Raw genomic sequence first — 14,553 nt, 5'->3', positions numbered from 1 at the left:
GTGTCAGTCCCTTCCGCCGGTGACGCCCCAGGCGGCGAACTCCAGCTCGTAGCCGAGCGCCTTCAGGACCTCCTCGGCGATCCGCTGGTCCTCGTCGGCGGTGCCGCCGGCGATGCCGAGGCCGCCGATGATCTCGCCGTCCTTCTTGATGGTGACGCTGCCCTCGGCGGCCATGATCGGGAGGGCGGCGCCGGGGAGCTGGGAGAGCTGGGCGAAGAAGACGGGCTGGCTCTCCTGCCACTTCTTCAGCATGGGGCCGGGGCGCTGCATCACGGCCGCGGTGTAGGCCTTGGCACGGGCGATGTCGGGGGTGAGCGGGCGGGCGCCGTCGGGGCGGCGGATGGCGATCGGGAAGCCGCCGGCGTCCACGACGGCGACGCTCACCGCCTTCCCGATCCGCTGGGCGCGCTCGTGGGCGGCGCCGATGATCTCCTCGGCGGCGGCCAGGGTGAGGCTGGTCATGCGGCTTCCTTCGGTGCGGTCAGGGTGCGGCGGAGCCGGGCGACGGCCGCGTTGTAGGCGCCGGGCGCCTCCCAGTACATGGAGTGCGGGGCGTCCGGGACGATCTCCAGGTGGGAACCGGGCAGGAGTTCGTGGGCGCGGGTCACGGTCTTCACGCTGAGCACCGCGTCCTTCTCGCCGGCCAGGAAGGCGACCTTGACGCCGGAGGCCGCGATCGCCGCCGGGGAGGGGCCGTCGGTGTCGAGGTTGCGCAGGTCCTGCATCCGGGCCACGTTGAACGTGCCCATCTGCTGGAAGAGGAAGGTGAGGTCGGCCCGGTCACGCTGGAACGATTTGGTGAGCAGCCGGTCGATCACGGGCAGCCGCACGGCCTGCGCCCGGTCGGCGGCGGCCAGTTCCCTCAGTTCGGGGTGGCCGATGCCGCCGAGGGAGTGGCCGAGGACCACGGAGGAGACGCGCTCGGGGCGCAGCAGCGCGGCGCGCAGGGCGGCGACGGAGCCGATGGACTGGCCGACCAGCATGACGTCGGTGACGTCCTCCCGGTCGAGGACGGCGACGACGTCGCCGGGGAAGTCCTGTCCGTCGAACTCGTCCATCGAGGAGTCGGACTGTCCGAAGCCGCGCAGGTCCACGGTGAGGACGGTGAACTCGTCGCGCAGCGCGGCGACCTGCTGCCACCAGGCGGCGTGGTGGCCGCCGCTGCCGTGCACGAACAGGATCGCCGGGCCGCTGCCGTGGCGCTCGTAGTAGATGGCGGTGCCGTCGGAGTCGGCGAGGGGCATGGGGTGTACTCCCGTACTGATGGGCTTAGTTGGGGCGGCGGCCGTGGTGGACGAGCTCGATCATGGTGTGGTCGGGGTCGTGGATGTAGCAGAACTTGGACTGGTTCTCGGGGCGTTCGATCGGCCGGGTGTGCCGGATGCCCAGTTCCGTGAGGTGGGCCAGGAAGTCGTCCCAGTCGTCGACCTCGACGGCGAAGTGGTAGGGCGCCATGCGCTCCATCTCCTCGACCGGGGTGAAGTGGAGGTCGAAGTTGCCCCGGGTCATCAGCACCACACGGGTGTTGGACTTGGGCTGGATCCGCTTCATCCCGAAGACCTTGGTGTACCAGGCCGCGGTGCGGTCGGGGTCGGTGGTGGGGAAGTTGACGTGGTGGATGTAGCGGGGTTCCGCGCTCATGAGTGGTTCCCTTCCAGGTGTACGGGGTTGGACAGCACGCCGATGCCGCTGATCTCGACGTCCACGGTGTCGCCGGGCTCCAGTTGGCAGGTGGACTCGGCGCCCATCCACAGCACGTCACCGGGGTGCAGGGTGATGTGCCGGGTGATCTCGACGATGTGGTCGTAGGGGTCGAAGACCATGTCCCCGGTCGGGAACGCGGCCCGGACCTCGCCGTTGACGCGCAGGGTGGTTCGCTGGGCGAGCGCGTCGACGTCGGTCTCGATCCAGGGGCCCATGGGCTTGAACGTGTCGCTGTTCTTGCTGCGCCAGAAGGAGCGGTCCTGGTGCTGCCAGGTGCGGGCGCTGACGTCGTTGCCGATGGTCCAGCCGAACACGCCCGCGCGGGCCCCGGCATGGTCGGCGTGGCGGAGGGTGCGGCCCATGACGGCGACGAGTTCGGGCTCGGCCTCGAAGCGTCCGGTCACCTCGGCGGGCCGCACGATCGGCGAACCGTGTCCGGTGAGCGCGTTGTTGGCCCGGTAGCCGACCTCGGGGCGCTCGGGGGTGGCGGCGCCGGCGTGCGCGATGTGCCGGGGGTAGTTGTGTCCGACGGCGTAGAACACGCCCGGTACGACGGGCGGCAGCCAGACGGCGTCCGTCACGGGGACCGTGCCGAGGACGTCGAAGGCGCCCTCCAGCGGGGAGCCGGAGAGCAGTTCGACGTCCTTCTCCCCCACCCGTCCCCAGACCGGCCGGCCGTCGATGGACACGCGTGCGTACCTCATGGTGTCAGCAGGTGGGAGACGCGCTTGGTGACCAGGTAGGCGTCCAGCGCCTCGGGCCCGCCCTCGCGGCCGTACCCGCTCTCCTTGACCCCGCCCGAGGGGGCCTCGTGCACCGAGCCGCCGCAGTGGTTGAGGGAGAGGATGCCGGCCTCCAGCCCGGCGGAGAGCTTCTCGGCGGTGGCGGCCGACCGGGTGAAGCCGTAGGCCGCCAGGCCGTACGGGAGCGAGTTGGCGGTGGCGAGGGCGTCGTCGAGGTCGGTGAACGGCACGATCGGGGCCAGCGGTCCGAAGGGTTCCTCGGACAGCACGTCCGCGTCCGCCGGTACGTCGGTGAGGACGGTCGGCGCGAAGAAGTAGCCGGGGCGGTCGAGCCGTTCGCCGCCCGTGCGGACCGTGGCGCCCTTGGCCACCGCGTCGGCGGTGAGCCGCTCGGTCGACCGCAGTCGGCGCTCGTTGGCGAGCGGGCCCATGGTGGTGCCCGGGGCCAGGCCGTCGCCGACGACGACGGCCTCGGCGGCCTTCACGAACTCGGCGGTGAAGTCCTCGGCCAGGGACTCGTGGACGAGGAAGCGGCTGGGCGAGGTGCAGACCTGGCCGGCGTTGAAGAACTTGGCCCGGGCGGCGCGCCGGGCGGCCTGTGCGGGGTCGGCGTCGGCGCAGACGATCACCGGGGCGTGGCCGCCCAGCTCCATCAGGGCGGGCTTCATGACCTTGCCGGCCTCGGCGGCCAGCAGCTTGCCGACGGGCACCGAGCCGGTGAAGGCGATCACGCGGGTGACCGGGGAGGCGATGAGGTGGGCCGAGACCTCGGCGGGTTCGCCGAAGACCAGGTTGAGCACGCCCGCGGGCAGTCCGGCGTCCGCGTAGCACCCGACCAGGGCGGCGGCCGTCGCCGGGGTCTCCTCGGAGGCCTTGATGACGAGGGAGCAGCCGGCCGCGAGGGCCGAGGAGATCTTGCGGTTGGGGCCGCCGACCGGGAAGTTCCAGGGCACGAAGGCGGCGACGGGCCCGGCGGGCTCGCGGCGGACGGTGAGGACGGTGCCGGGGGCGGCCGGGACGATCCGGCCGTACGCGCGGCGGGCGTCCTCGGCGTGCCAGCGCAGGGTGTCGGCCGTGCGCCGGGCCTCGCCGGTGGCCTCGGCGAGGGTCTTGCCCTGCTCCAGGGTCATCACCCGGCCGATGGCGGCGGCGCGGTCGGCGATGAGGCAGGCGGCGCGGTCGAGGATCGCGGAGCGTTCGGCGATCGGGGTCGCCCGCCACACCCGGAAGCCCTCGTCGGCCGCCGCGAGGGCGCGGTCGAGGTCGGCGGCGGTGGCGAGCGGGACCTCGCCGACCTGTTCCTCGGTGGCGGGGTTGACGACGGGGGCGGTCCGTCCGGAGCCGCCCTGGCACCACTCGCCCGCTATGTACATGCGGACGGCGGGATAGCCGTGGTCGGTGGTCATGAAGGGGTGCCCTCTCAGGGTCAGGACGCGGTCGGGGCTTCCTGGTCGCGGTTGGTGCGCAGGGCCCAGATGTGGTGCGGCGGGGTCGTCTCGTGGACCCGGGTGCCGTAGTTCTCGTCGGCCCGGTCCATGTCGGCGGCGTACTCGACGCGGCCGCCGCACGGGGCGTGCAGGAAGCGGAAGACGTTGGAGCCGATGGTGTGCCGGCCGAGTCTGCGGGCCTCCCGCCAGCCCCGCTCGATCATGTGGTTGCCGCCCTCGACGACGTCGTCGAAGCCGGGCACCTCGTAGGCAATGTGGTTGACGCCCGCCTTGTCGGGGCGGTGGCACAGCAGCATGGTGTGCTGGTCGTCGTCGCCGGGGGCCTGCATGAAGACGCCCATCGGTTCGACGACGTCGGTCGGGCGGAAGCCGAGCCGGTCGACGTAGAAGGCGACGGCCCTCTCGCGGCCCTGCTCGGGGATGTTCAGGGCGACGTGGCACATGCGCAGCGGGCGGCCCCGGGTGATCGGCTCCAGCGCGGTGTTCCAGCGTGCGACGCTGCCGAGGGTGTTGGACGGGCGGGGCGTGACCGCGGCGGGCCGGGGGCGGGCCAGGGTCAGGCCGACGCCGAAGCCGGTCTCGTCGACGGTGTGGTGGACGCCGTCGGCGCTCTCGCGGACCTCGCGGTCCCGGGCCGCCTCGGCCGCCAGCCGCGCCAGTTCCCCGGGGGTGTCGACGCCCCAGACCACCTCGCGGAGCGTGGGTCCGTCCTCCACCGGGGGCGGCAGCGACGGACCGGGCCGGGTGTCGAGGTGGAGGGTCTGGCCGGTGCGGGTCGCGAACACCGCGTGCTCGTCGGTCCGCTCGATCATCGACAGGCCGAAGTCGTCGAAGAAACGGACGCATTCGCCGAGGTCGCCGATGCCGTACGTGACCGATTCGATTCTCTGGATTCCCATGGATTCCTCGTTTCCGGGTCGCCTCGCGAGCGTAGGTTTCGCCTCGCGAGGGCATCAATGGCCTGAGCTCTACGGAATGCGCAAGCGTTTCTTGCGGCTCGCGCCGCCCGGGCTACGGCCGGATCGCGGGAATCGGGTTCTGCGAGAACCACTCGGCGAGGAAGTCCAGGAACACGCTGATCTTGCGCGGGGTGTCCTGCCCGGGGCCGTAGATCGCGTACAGCGGGCGGTCGGGTACGGCGAGTTCGGGCAGCAGCACCCGCAGGGCGCCGGTGACCACGTCGTCGTAGACCGGGCGCTGGGGCAGCAGCGCGATACCGCGGCCGTGCACCGCCGCCTTCTGCAGGGCGATGTAGGAGTTGGACGAGAACGCGATGTTGCGGATCTTGTGCAGGGTGCTGGCGTGTCCGTGGCCGATCCGCCACACCGGGTCGTTCAGGTGGACCAGGCAGTCGTGGGCGGCCAGGTCGTTGGGGTGGGTGAGTTCGCCGTGCCGCTCGACGTACTCCTCGGAGGCGCACAGCACGAACGGCAGCGAGGAGATCTTCTTCAGCCGGACGCTGGAGTCCCTGAGGTCGCGGGTGTGGAAGGCGACGTCGAACCCGCTGTCCAGGAAGTCGTAGGTGCGGTCCGACATGCCGCCGAGCTCGAAGCGGACCTGGATCTTCGGATGGGCCGCCGAGAACGCCGCGATGGCGTCCCCGAGGTCCAGGCTGCCGATCCACTTGGGACAGATGACGCTGAGGGTCCCCTCGGGCCGGTCGTGGCGCTGTGCGATGCCGGCGTCCTCGGCCTCGATCTCGTCGAGGATGCGGGCGGCGAACTGGGCGTAGCGCTGGCCGGGCTCGGTGAGGCTGACGGAGCGGGCGGTGCGGTTGACCAGGCGGACGCCGATCTGCCGCTCCAGTTCCGCCACGTGCCGCGACACCAGGGAGCCGGACGAGCCGAGTTTCTTGGCGGCTCCGCTGAAACTGCCGACCTGGGCGACGGTGACGAAGCTGTGCATGAGGAGCAAGCGATCCATTTTTCCTCCGAACGCGCGTGCGGCTCGCTCGCGCTGGTCACCCACACAAATCGAATGTCGGCAATCCTGTCAACCTTCTTGCCGTCCAAAGGAACGGCCTCGATGTGACCGCCGTGTCACCTGGTCAGGGCATGGACGCGCTGCTCTCGGGGACGACCCGGCCGTAGCCGCGGACGTCGGGGAAGGGCGGTTCCCGGTCGGCCTGGAGGTCGACCTGGAAGGTGTTGAGGCACATGCCGAGCATGGTGAAGTTGCCGAGCGCGCCGATCGTGTCGACCAGCCCCCTGGCCCCGAAGTGCTCGTGGGCGCGGGCGAAGGTCTCGTCGGTGACGAAGTGCTCCTCCAGGATCTCCCGGCAGAACTGGTAGAAGGCCTGGTCGGCCGGGTCGTCGAAGACCGCCGGGCGCTTCTCGGCGATGGCCCGTACGGCGGCCTCCGGGACGCCGGCCCCGATGGCCCGGTGGACGTGGGCGTTCCAGGAGTACTGGGCGTCCCAGTTGCGGGCGGCCATCAGCAGCGTCAGTTCGCGCAGGTGCTCGGGAAGGCTGCAGTCGAAGCGGGCGAAGGCGCCGAGGGACTCCGCGCGTTCGCACATCTCCGGGCTGTGCAGCCAGACCCGGAACGGGCCGCGCACGGCGCCGCGCCGGCCCGCGATCCGGGCGGCCAGCTCCCGCTGCCGCGGGTCCATCGCGTCTTCACTGAGAACGGGGAGCCTCATGAGGCCGACACCTGCCTTTTCTGTCCGGCGCGCCCTGTGGGTGGTCGCGACGCCAGGTGACGCTACAGCCGCTCCGCGGGCGCTCACACCTCCCGGAGCGCAAGGTAAAACTGCACGCCAGGGGGCACCCGTTCGCGCGCGGGCGGCCTACCGTCGGTCGGCGTACCACCTGGCAGCGGAGAGGAATCCCCCGATGACGACGATCATCAAAGCCGCGTCCGTGCCCCTGCTCGACCGGGGCGGCGCGGTGGTGACGACCCCCCTGATCACCACGCCCTCGGCGGGCGGGGAGAACCTCATCACCAGCGGGATGAGTGTCTACCCGGTGGGTTCCGGGGCGCCGTTGCACTCGCACAACTGCGACGAGCACGTGACCGTCCTGGAGGGCGAGGCGGAGGTCTGGGTGGACGGCGAGGTGACCCGGCTGGAGCGGTTCGACACCACCTACGTCCCGTCCCCCGTCCCGCACCTGTTCCGCAACGTCGGTGACACCCCGCTGCGGATCCTGTGGGTGTACTCGTCGGGACACGTCACCCGGACCTTCACGGAGACGGGGCGGACGGTCGAGCACCTGTCCGCGGCGGACCAGATGGGCTGACCGGGCGTTCCAGGGGACGTCCCGGGCGTCCCAGGGCACGCGGGGACGACATGGTGACGGCCCGTCACGGCAATCCTCCGATGCGTGGTCACGCCTCGTGGTCACGAGAACGACAGCCCGGAGGTTTCCATGACCCGTCGGATCCTGAAGAGCGGCCTGCTGGCCACGGTCGCGGCGTTCGCGTTCCTGCCCACGGCGGGGGCGGCCACCGCGAGCGCCGCCGCACCGGTCCCCGCGCCGCAGGGCATCGTGCGGCTCCACGGCCACCACCCCCTGCCCGCCCCGGTCGCGGTCCCCGATCACCCGCGCCGGCACCACACGTCCCGGACCCACCGCACCGTGGGCCGGGTGACCACGCACCACGTCCGTCTGAACGTCCGCTCCGGCCCGGGCACCGGCTACCGCGTGGTCGGCCACCGCCGCGACAACCGGCTGCTCCCGGTGGTCTGCGAGACGTACGGCGGCCCGGTGCGCGGCAACCACGCCTGGTACCGGCTCCCGCACCGCACGGGGTACGTCTCCGCCCGCTACGTCCGGGTCGGCCGCGCCGTCCCGTGGTGCTGACGGCCGCCCGGCCGCGCCGCGCCCGCTGACCGCACAGGCCTGTTCGGGGATCTCGGGGTTCCCGAACAGGCCTTCGACGTGCGCCGCCCGCCTCACCGTCTTCACACCTGTACGCCGATTGCGGACCGGGTCCACCCGGGAAGCCATCCCGACAACAGGGGCGAAACGCCCATAGCGGAATGAAGTCGAGGCACGCGACATGCGGCACCCCGAAGGAGCGGCCACCACGCCACCGGATGCGTCCCCGGCGGCGGGCCTGCGCGAGCTGAAGGAGCGTACGGGCCTGAGCCTGGCCGCGCTGGCCGCCCGCACCCCGTACAGCAAGTCCGCCTGGCACCGCTATCTCTCCGGCGCCAAACGGCCACCGCGCCCGGCTGTCGAGGCCCTGGCACGGCTCGCGGGCGCGGACCCGGCCGCCGTACTCGCGCGGTGCGAGGCCGCCGAGGGGCCGCCGGCCGCCGAACCCGCCCGGCAGGCGCCCCGGCCCGGGCACCGCCGGCGGCAACGGCTGACCGCGCTCGCCCTGCTCGCCGTGGCCGGGGTGACGGCGGCCGCGGTCACCGTGTCGGACCGGCGGGGCGCACCGGCCGCGCAGCCGGTGCCGGGGGCCCCGCGCTGCCAGGGCCGCTCCTGCCAGGGCGAGCTGCCGGACACCTCGGCGTGCGCCCGGGACGCACAGACCAAGAGCACGGTCACCGACACCGCCTACGACGTCCGGCTGCGCTACTCCCCCGCCTGCGGGACCGCCTGGTCGGAGGTGCGGCTGCGCGCCCCGCACGCCCGGGAGGTCTCGGTGCGGGCCGGGCAGGACGTGCTCTCGGCGAGCTATCCGGCCCAGGACTCCGCCGGCTACACCAGCCCGATGCTGGCGGTGCCGACGCCCCGGGGCGTGGAGGCGTGCGCCGATGTCGAGGGGCGGCTCGCCTGCACCGGGCTGGAGCCCGAGCCCGACATCGAGGAGTGACGGCATGGCGCCGCGCCCCTTCCACGGGCGCGGCGCCGGACCGGTCGGCGGGTACCGGTCAGTGTGCGGCGACCAGTTCCTCCCGGTCGCTGCCGGCCTGCGGCTGCCTGGCCGAGCGCAGGGCGGCGATGCCGATGAAGACCATCGAGGAGACGCCGGCCAGCGCGAAGGCGGTGAAGCCGAAGTCGCCGTTGCCCGCGGCGAGCAGCTGGCCGCCGAGCCACGGGCCGAAGACGGCGCCGAAGCGGCCCATGCCCGAGGTCCAGCCGACGGCGGTGGCGCGGTTGTCCGGGGTGGAGCGGATGGAGACGGTCGCGTAGATCATCGTCTGGGCGCTGTTGAGGAAGACACCGGTGAGGAAGACGACCACCGTGGTCACGCCCATCGGCATGTGGACGCTGAGCAGGTAGACGCCGAGGGCGGTGAGGGCGAACCAGACCGCGGCGATGCGCGGGGCGCCGAACCTGTCGGCGGCCCGGCCGGCGAGCAGCATGCCCACGATGCCGCCGAGGTTGAAGACGACGACGAAGGTCAGGGCGTTGGCCAGCTCGTAGCCCTCGGTGCGCATCAGGGTGGGCAGCCAGGTGGCGACGCCGTAGACGAGGAGCAGGCCGCCGAAGGAGGCGAACCAGTAGAGCAGGGTCTGGATCCACTCGCCGCCGCGGAACAGGCCGAGCAGCGCGTCCCAGCGGTCGGCCGCGCTCTTCCTGGCGGCGACGGCGGGCAGCTCGACCTCGTAGCGCTCGGCCAGGGCGGAGGCCTCCTCGGTGCGGCCCTTGGCGACCAGGAAGCTCAGCGACTCGGGCAGCAGCTTCATCAGGACGGGGACGAAGAGCAGCGGGAGCACGCAGACCCAGAAGGCGGAGCGCCAGCCGACCGGCTCGACCAGCCACTTGGCGACGTACGCGGAGAGGATGCCGCCCGCGTGGTGCGCGGTCATCAGCAGGCCGATGGTGATGGCGATCCGGCCGCCCCTGGCGTAGTCGGAGACCATGCTGATCGCGGTCGGCAGCAGGCCGCCGAGGCCGACGCCGGCCAGCGTGCGGCCGAGGCCGAAGACCGCCACGCTGCCCGATATCGCGCAGACGCCGGAGGCGAGCGAGAACAGCGTGACGCAGCCGATCATCAGCTGCTTGCGGCCGATCCGGTCCGCGACCGTGCCCGCGGTCAGGGCGCCCACCAGCATGCCGAAGGTGGCGTAGGAGCCGAGGTCGCCGGCCCGGTCCGGGGTGAGGCCGAAGGTCTTGGTCTCCAGCAGGTGGGGCAGCACCGAGCCGTAGATGAACATGTCGAGACCGTCGAAGAGCACGGCCAGCCAGCACAGACCGACGACGAGCAGAGCCAGTTTGCTGCCGCGGGCGGACAGGGCGGGGGAGGAGGACATCTTTGTTTTCCTCTCGTCCAGGAGGCGTTCCCTGGAGGGGATCAATGAGCGGGCCGCGCGGCTCGTGCGGCTGACCCTTGGTGCGCTAGACGTTAAGGATCGCGATCTGGAGTGTCAACGCTTTTGTCAACAATCTCAGCAACAATCCGGACACCGGCCACGACACCCTGCGCGACGGGTGAAAACCCCAGGTGGCAAAGGGGGGCGGGGACGCGCGTCGACGCGTCACCCACCCCCCGATCGGCCGGAATCCGAGCCCTGGTCAGCCCACCGGGGGCGTCCCGTGGGTGTGGAAGGACTCGATCGTCCTCAGCCCCCAGGCCTGTCCCTTGGCCCGCTCGGCCTCGGTCCAGGTGATCAGCGGCCAGTCGGGCGCCAGCACCAGCCGGGTGAGCGGGTTGCAGAGCTCGATGCGGTTGCCGCCCGGCTCGTAGACGTACAGGAAGAACGTCTGCTGGATGGCGTGCTTGTGCGGGCCGGTCTCGATGAACACGCCGGTGTCGATGGCGAGATCGGCCGCGCGCAGCACGTCCTCGCGGGTGTCGGTCGCGAAGGCGATGTGGTGCAGCCGCCCCTCGGAGCCGGTCCAGTCCGAGGTGTACACGACGTCGTACGACTTGTTCGTGAAGGTCAGCCAGCGGGCCGCGACCTTGCCGGTGTCGAGCCGGATCTGCTCGGTGGGCCGGGCGCCGAGCACCTGTTCCTGGAACTCCGCGTTGGCGAGCACGTCGGCGGCCAGGAAGTTCACATGGTCCAGGCGGCGCACGCCGACGCCCCGGTTGGGCTTGGCCTGCGGCTGGTTCTTCAGCGCGGGCCTGAGCTCGTCGGGGGCCCGGTAGTACTCGCTCTCCCAGTAGAGGGCGTGCTCGTGGCCGTCCGGGTCGGTGGTGACGTAGAGCTTGCCGAGGCCGGGCTCGTCCTCGGTCCAGTGCCCGGTGCCGCCCGCCTCCTCGATCGCCCCGACCCTGCGGTGCAGTGCCTCCTCGCTGGAGGTGCGCAGCGCGAGCCGGCCGAGGCCGGGCTGTTCGCGGGCGGTGAGGACCAGGCTGTGGTGCTCGTAGTCGTCGAAGGCGCGCAGGTAGACGGTGTCGCCGTCCTGGCCGTTGACGGTCAGTCCGAGGTAGTCGGTGAAGAAGGCGACACTGGCGTCCAGGTCCGGGGTGAACAGCTGGGCGTGGCCGATATGGGCGATGTCACCGAGGGGCGGAGCCATCGTTGCCTCCTTGGGGTCGTACGGGTGCGGGGGTCGGACCGGCGGCACGGGGGAAGACGGTGCCGTCGAAGATCTTGCGGGCGGTGCGGACGACCGCGGTGCGGCGGGCGGCCGGCGGGGTGCCGTCGGACCCGGGGTCGACGCTGGTGTCGATCTCCAGGAATCCGGTGGGGTGTTCGATGCGGATCCGGTCGCCCTGCTCCGGGAGCCGTGCCATCCCCTCCCCCACGCCGCCGGGCAGCCGGAGGCCGGCCGCCACGCTCGCGGCGCCGAGGACACCGATCGAGGTGTGGCAGCGGACGGGGATGAAGGTGCGGGTGGTGACCGCGCCGCCGTCGCGGGGCGCGGCGAGCAGGCTGAGCTTGGGCACGGTGGCGCTCTCGACGTCGCCGAGGCCCATCAGCTTCCCGGCCGCGAGCCGGATCTCGTGCAGCCGGCCGGCGAGGGCCAGGTCCTCCTCCAGGTCCCCGGGCTCCTCGTACCCGGTGACCCCGAGGTCGCCCGCGGCGACGAGCACCGTCGGCATGCCGTTGTCGACGCAGGTCACCGTAATGCCGGCGACGGTGTCGCGGACGCTTCCGGTGGGCAGCAGCGGGCTCCGTCCGGCCGGGAACTCGATCACCACCGGGGCGGCCGTGCCGGGCACCCCGGAGATCTCGGCGTCGCCGGTGTAGTCGACGCGCCCGCCCGGGGTGGGGAAGGTGGCGACCGCCCGCTCCCCGGTGTTGAGCATCCTGATACGGACCGAGGTCTCGCCGTCACCGGGAGCCACGAGCCCCCGTTCCACGGCGAACGGGCCGACCCCGGCCAGGATGTTGCCGCAGTTCTGGCGGTCGGTCACCTCCGGCCGGTCGACGGCCACCTGGAGGAAGAGGTAGTCGACGTCGGCCTCGGGATCGGCCGACACCGAGACCACCGCCACCTTGCTGGTGAGGGGGTGCGCCCCGCCCAGGCCGTCGATCTGGCGCGGGTCGGGGCTGCCCATCACCCGCAGCAGCAGGTCGTCGCGGGCCGCCGGGTCGGCGGGCAGGTCCCCGGCCAGGAAGTAGGCGCCCTTGGAGGTGCCGCCGCGCATCAGCATGCAGCGCACCTCCGCGGGCCCGGTCATGTGGTGCGCTCCTCGTACTCCGCGTACGTCTTGTACTCGACGCCGAGCCGCCGGAGGGTCTCGCGCAGTCCGTAGCGGTCCAGGCCGAGCTGTCCGCCGATGAAGGCGGCGCGGGTCGCGGCCTCCTTGGCCTCGCGGGCCTCGGACTTCTCGACCGTCTCGCGGACCCGCTCCCGGGGTACGACCACGACACCGTCGTCGTCGGCGAGGATCGCGTCGCCCGGGTTGATCACCTGGCCGTCGAGGGCGATCGGTACGTTGACCGAGCCGCCGGTGGCCTTGACGGTGCCCTGCGAGGAGACCTCCCGGGACCAGGCGGCGAAGCCCATGTCCCGCAGCTCCTGGGTGTCGCGGACGCCGGTGCCGAGGACGGCCCCGCGCACCCCGCGCTGCTGCAGCGCGGTCGCGAACAGCTCGCCGAACAGCCCGTCCGTGCAGGGCGAGGTGGTGGTGACGACCAGGATGTCGCCCTCGCCGCACTGCTCGACGGCCGCGTGGATCATGAGGTTGTCGCCGGGCCAGCTGAGCACGGTCACGGCCGTGCCGGCGACCCGTACGCCCTGCTGGACGGGCCGGATACGCGGGCCGAGCAGACCGGTCCGGCCCATCGCCTCGCTGACGGTGGCGACGCCGAAGCCGGCCAGCGCGTCGACGTCCTTCAGGTCCGCCTTCGGCGGGTCGGTGACGATCACGCCGCTCATGCCAGCTCCTTCGCGATCTGCGGGAACGGGCGCATGAACGCCTCCGCCATGGTGGAGTGCGCCAGGCCCAGGTTGGGGCCGGCGTTGCGCTTGAGCTGCACGCCCCGGCGGACGGCGAGGTCGGTGTAGTAGGCCCACAGGTGCTGCTGGGCGCCGAGGCACTCCATCGCCTTGCGCTTGGTCTCCCAGACCTCGGTGATGTCGAGGAGCACCTCGGGACGGAAGCCGCTCATCTCGGGCTGGTGCGGCTCGAAGTAGAAGACCGGCGGGGCGCCGATGATGTCGCCCTCGCCCGGGTAGCCGATGGCCTGGGCGAGGATGCGCGCCTCCAGGGCCATGCGGTTGGCGGCCGGGTGGTCGCCGTTGTAGGGGTCGTCGACGGGGTGGGTCAGCACGACGTCGGGCTGGGTCTCGCGGTAGACGGCGACCAGCTGGTCGGTCAGCTCGGCGGAGGCGACCAGGGGGTAGTCGCCCGCGTCGAAGAAGCGGACCTCGGCGCCGAGGGCGGCGGCGGCCTTCTCCGCCTCCTCCCGGCGTATCGCCTTGATCTCCTCCAGGCCCTTGCCCTCGCGCCACGCCTTGGCGGACTCGCCGCGCTCGCCGAAGGTCAGACACGCGATGGTGACCCTCTCGCCCCGGGACGCGGCCAGGGCGATGGCTCCGCCCGCCCGCCACACGAAGTCCCCGGCGTGCGCGGTGACGACCAGGGTGGATCGCGGTGGGGTGGCGGGCGCGTTGGCGTGGGTCATTGCAGAAATCTCCTTGGTGGACAGGTGTGCGCCCACCCACCCCGGGCGTCGTGCGAAGGGCCGCGTCAGTCGCGCAGCGCTCCGATCACGCTCGTGAGGTGGGCGCGGACGGCCGCCTCGGCCGCCTGCGGATCCCTGGCCCTGATCGCCTCGATCATCGCCAGATGCTCGTTCAGGGATTGCTGCGGACGCCCCGGGCGCAGCGCCAGCTGGAAGCGGTGCCGGACCAGTTGGGCGTTCAGCCGCTCCAGCAGTTCCACGGCGGTCTGCTGGCCGGAGATCTCCCGGATCAGGTCGTGGAGTGCGTGGTTGAGCTCGGAGTAGGTGACCGGTTCGCCGTCCGCGACGGCCTTGGTCATGGCCGCGCCGAGATCCGCGAGCTCGGTGAGGTGTTCGTCGCTGGCCGCGACGGCCGCCTTGGCCGCGCACAGTCCTTCCAGGACCATGCGGCACTCCGTGATCGCGACCGCTTCCTCCACGGTCACCACCCGCACCCGCGAGCCGCGGTTGCGGATCCGCTCGACCAGTCCCTGGGCCTCCAGATCGATGAGTGCCGCGCGGATGCTGGCCCGTGTCACACCGAACTCCTCGGCGAGCTCGTTCTCCACCAGCCGCTGGGCCGGGGCCATCTCGCCGTGCAGGATCGCCTGCCGCAGCAGCGCGAGCGCATGCTGCTTGGCCTGCTCTCCGGTGGTCGGACGGGCTTCTTTCGGCATCGTGCCCTCCCTGAGTGAGT

Annotated in this window: 17 protein-coding genes; 3 read left to right on the top strand and 14 right to left on the bottom strand. The window is 72.2% G+C overall.

Annotated features, from left to right (window positions below):
• Nucleotides 1-3: 3 nt before the first annotated feature.
• The 8 genes from ACZ619_RS12505 to ACZ619_RS12470 form a co-directional block, all read right to left on the bottom strand.
• A complete protein-coding gene (locus ACZ619_RS12505; RefSeq protein WP_469597626.1) occupies nucleotides 4-462 on the bottom strand; it encodes a GlcG/HbpS family heme-binding protein in 459 nt (152 codons plus the stop codon).
• The gene (locus ACZ619_RS12500) at nucleotides 459-1,244 is read right to left on the bottom strand and encodes an alpha/beta fold hydrolase (protein ID WP_469597624.1); all 786 of its coding nucleotides are present in this window, start codon (nucleotides 1,242-1,244) and stop codon (nucleotides 459-461) included. The genes ACZ619_RS12505 and ACZ619_RS12500 overlap by 4 nt, the downstream gene beginning before the upstream one ends.
• A gap of 25 nt (nucleotides 1,245-1,269) precedes the next feature.
• Entirely contained in the window at nucleotides 1,270-1,641 is a 372-nt protein-coding gene (locus ACZ619_RS12495) for a VOC family protein (RefSeq protein ID WP_355723483.1), read from the bottom strand.
• The gene (locus ACZ619_RS12490) at nucleotides 1,638-2,408 is read right to left on the bottom strand and encodes a fumarylacetoacetate hydrolase family protein (protein ID WP_469597622.1); all 771 of its coding nucleotides are present in this window, start codon (nucleotides 2,406-2,408) and stop codon (nucleotides 1,638-1,640) included. The genes ACZ619_RS12495 and ACZ619_RS12490 overlap by 4 nt, the downstream gene beginning before the upstream one ends.
• Nucleotides 2,405-3,853, bottom strand: a complete 1,449-nt coding sequence (locus ACZ619_RS12485) for an NAD-dependent succinate-semialdehyde dehydrogenase (protein WP_469597619.1) — start codon at nucleotides 3,851-3,853, stop codon at nucleotides 2,405-2,407. Before ACZ619_RS12485 ends, ACZ619_RS12490 begins: the two co-directional genes overlap by 4 nt.
• A 20-nt stretch (nucleotides 3,854-3,873) precedes the next feature.
• Nucleotides 3,874-4,794: a VOC family protein gene (locus tag ACZ619_RS12480; protein WP_469597616.1), complete on the bottom strand. Its 921-nt coding sequence runs from the start codon at nucleotides 4,792-4,794 to the stop codon at nucleotides 3,874-3,876.
• Between the two features lie 112 nt (nucleotides 4,795-4,906).
• Entirely contained in the window at nucleotides 4,907-5,818 is a 912-nt protein-coding gene (locus ACZ619_RS12475; RefSeq protein WP_469597613.1) for a LysR family transcriptional regulator, read from the bottom strand.
• A gap of 124 nt (nucleotides 5,819-5,942) precedes the next feature.
• Nucleotides 5,943-6,506 carry a carboxymuconolactone decarboxylase family protein gene (locus tag ACZ619_RS12470; RefSeq protein ID WP_469598210.1) on the bottom strand — a complete coding sequence of 188 codons (564 nt, stop codon included), beginning with the start codon at nucleotides 6,504-6,506 and terminating at the stop codon, nucleotides 5,943-5,945.
• A gap of 223 nt (nucleotides 6,507-6,729) precedes the next feature.
• On the opposite strand from ACZ619_RS12470, the gene ACZ619_RS12465 reads away from it, so the two are divergent.
• From ACZ619_RS12465 to ACZ619_RS12455, 3 genes are all read left to right on the top strand, one after another.
• Nucleotides 6,730-7,134 (top strand): cupin domain-containing protein, encoded by a 405-nt coding sequence (locus ACZ619_RS12465; RefSeq protein ID WP_469597612.1) that lies wholly within the window; start codon nucleotides 6,730-6,732, stop codon nucleotides 7,132-7,134.
• Between the two features lie 129 nt (nucleotides 7,135-7,263).
• Nucleotides 7,264-7,698, top strand: coding sequence for an SH3 domain-containing protein (locus ACZ619_RS12460; RefSeq protein WP_469597610.1), 435 nt, complete (start codon nucleotides 7,264-7,266; stop codon nucleotides 7,696-7,698).
• A gap of 199 nt (nucleotides 7,699-7,897) precedes the next feature.
• Complete coding sequence (locus tag ACZ619_RS12455; RefSeq protein WP_469597608.1) at nucleotides 7,898-8,662, top strand: XRE family transcriptional regulator; 765 nt, start codon at nucleotides 7,898-7,900, stop codon at nucleotides 8,660-8,662.
• 58 nt (nucleotides 8,663-8,720) lie between these two features.
• On the opposite strand, the gene ACZ619_RS12450 is transcribed toward ACZ619_RS12455, so the two are convergent.
• The 6 genes from ACZ619_RS12450 to ACZ619_RS12425 all read right to left on the bottom strand — a co-directional run bounded on the left by ACZ619_RS12450 (nucleotide 8,721) and on the right by ACZ619_RS12425 (nucleotide 14,533).
• The gene (locus ACZ619_RS12450; protein WP_469597605.1) at nucleotides 8,721-10,046 is read right to left on the bottom strand and encodes an MFS transporter; all 1,326 of its coding nucleotides are present in this window, start codon (nucleotides 10,044-10,046) and stop codon (nucleotides 8,721-8,723) included.
• A gap of 262 nt (nucleotides 10,047-10,308) precedes the next feature.
• Nucleotides 10,309-11,259: a catechol 2,3-dioxygenase gene (locus ACZ619_RS12445; RefSeq protein ID WP_469597603.1), complete on the bottom strand. Its 951-nt coding sequence runs from the start codon at nucleotides 11,257-11,259 to the stop codon at nucleotides 10,309-10,311.
• Nucleotides 11,240-12,367 carry a 4-oxalomesaconate tautomerase gene (locus ACZ619_RS12440; RefSeq protein WP_469597601.1) on the bottom strand — a complete coding sequence of 376 codons (1,128 nt, stop codon included), beginning with the start codon at nucleotides 12,365-12,367 and terminating at the stop codon, nucleotides 11,240-11,242. Before ACZ619_RS12440 ends, ACZ619_RS12445 begins: the two co-directional genes overlap by 20 nt.
• The gene (locus ACZ619_RS12435; protein ID WP_469597598.1) at nucleotides 12,364-13,068 is read right to left on the bottom strand and encodes a 4-carboxy-4-hydroxy-2-oxoadipate aldolase/oxaloacetate decarboxylase; all 705 of its coding nucleotides are present in this window, start codon (nucleotides 13,066-13,068) and stop codon (nucleotides 12,364-12,366) included. Before ACZ619_RS12435 ends, ACZ619_RS12440 begins: the two co-directional genes overlap by 4 nt.
• The gene (locus ACZ619_RS12430; protein ID WP_469597596.1) at nucleotides 13,065-13,817 is read right to left on the bottom strand and encodes a PIG-L deacetylase family protein; all 753 of its coding nucleotides are present in this window, start codon (nucleotides 13,815-13,817) and stop codon (nucleotides 13,065-13,067) included. The genes ACZ619_RS12435 and ACZ619_RS12430 overlap by 4 nt, the downstream gene beginning before the upstream one ends.
• A 65-nt stretch (nucleotides 13,818-13,882) precedes the next feature.
• Complete coding sequence (locus ACZ619_RS12425; RefSeq protein WP_469597593.1) at nucleotides 13,883-14,533, bottom strand: GntR family transcriptional regulator; 651 nt, start codon at nucleotides 14,531-14,533, stop codon at nucleotides 13,883-13,885.
• Nucleotides 14,534-14,553: the final 20 nt, after the last annotated feature.

The sequence above is a fragment of the Streptomyces sp. NPDC104367 genome, from assembly GCF_055583825.1.
Note: the sequence above shows the minus strand (reverse complement) of the source record. Positions and strands in the feature narration are given on the sequence as shown.

Excerpts from the sequence above, each read along its gene's own strand:
- ACZ619_RS12505 (WP_469597626.1), bottom strand. The coding sequence starts at position 462 with ATGACCAGCCTCACCCTGGCCGCCGCCGAGGAGATCATCGGCGCCGCC.
- ACZ619_RS12500 (WP_469597624.1), bottom strand. The coding sequence starts at position 1,244 with ATGCCCCTCGCCGACTCCGACGGCACCGCCATCTACTACGAGCGCCAC.
- ACZ619_RS12495 (WP_355723483.1), bottom strand. The coding sequence starts at position 1,641 with ATGAGCGCGGAACCCCGCTACATCCACCACGTCAACTTCCCCACCACC.
- ACZ619_RS12490 (WP_469597622.1), bottom strand. The coding sequence starts at position 2,408 with ATGAGGTACGCACGCGTGTCCATCGACGGCCGGCCGGTCTGGGGACGG.
- ACZ619_RS12485 (WP_469597619.1), bottom strand. The coding sequence starts at position 3,853 with ATGACCACCGACCACGGCTATCCCGCCGTCCGCATGTACATAGCGGGC.
- ACZ619_RS12480 (WP_469597616.1), bottom strand. The coding sequence starts at position 4,794 with ATGGGAATCCAGAGAATCGAATCGGTCACGTACGGCATCGGCGACCTC.
- ACZ619_RS12475 (WP_469597613.1), bottom strand. The coding sequence starts at position 5,818 with ATGGATCGCTTGCTCCTCATGCACAGCTTCGTCACCGTCGCCCAGGTC.
- ACZ619_RS12470 (WP_469598210.1), bottom strand. The coding sequence starts at position 6,506 with ATGGACCCGCGGCAGCGGGAGCTGGCCGCCCGGATCGCGGGCCGGCGC.
- ACZ619_RS12465 (WP_469597612.1), top strand. The coding sequence starts at position 6,730 with ATGACGACGATCATCAAAGCCGCGTCCGTGCCCCTGCTCGACCGGGGC.
- ACZ619_RS12460 (WP_469597610.1), top strand. The coding sequence starts at position 7,264 with ATGACCCGTCGGATCCTGAAGAGCGGCCTGCTGGCCACGGTCGCGGCG.
- ACZ619_RS12455 (WP_469597608.1), top strand. The coding sequence starts at position 7,898 with ATGCGGCACCCCGAAGGAGCGGCCACCACGCCACCGGATGCGTCCCCG.
- ACZ619_RS12450 (WP_469597605.1), bottom strand. The coding sequence starts at position 10,046 with ATGTCCTCCTCCCCCGCCCTGTCCGCCCGCGGCAGCAAACTGGCTCTG.
- ACZ619_RS12445 (WP_469597603.1), bottom strand. The coding sequence starts at position 11,259 with ATGGCTCCGCCCCTCGGTGACATCGCCCATATCGGCCACGCCCAGCTG.
- ACZ619_RS12440 (WP_469597601.1), bottom strand. The coding sequence starts at position 12,367 with ATGACCGGGCCCGCGGAGGTGCGCTGCATGCTGATGCGCGGCGGCACC.
- ACZ619_RS12435 (WP_469597598.1), bottom strand. The coding sequence starts at position 13,068 with ATGAGCGGCGTGATCGTCACCGACCCGCCGAAGGCGGACCTGAAGGAC.
- ACZ619_RS12430 (WP_469597596.1), bottom strand. The coding sequence starts at position 13,817 with ATGACCCACGCCAACGCGCCCGCCACCCCACCGCGATCCACCCTGGTC.
- ACZ619_RS12425 (WP_469597593.1), bottom strand. The coding sequence starts at position 14,533 with ATGCCGAAAGAAGCCCGTCCGACCACCGGAGAGCAGGCCAAGCAGCAT.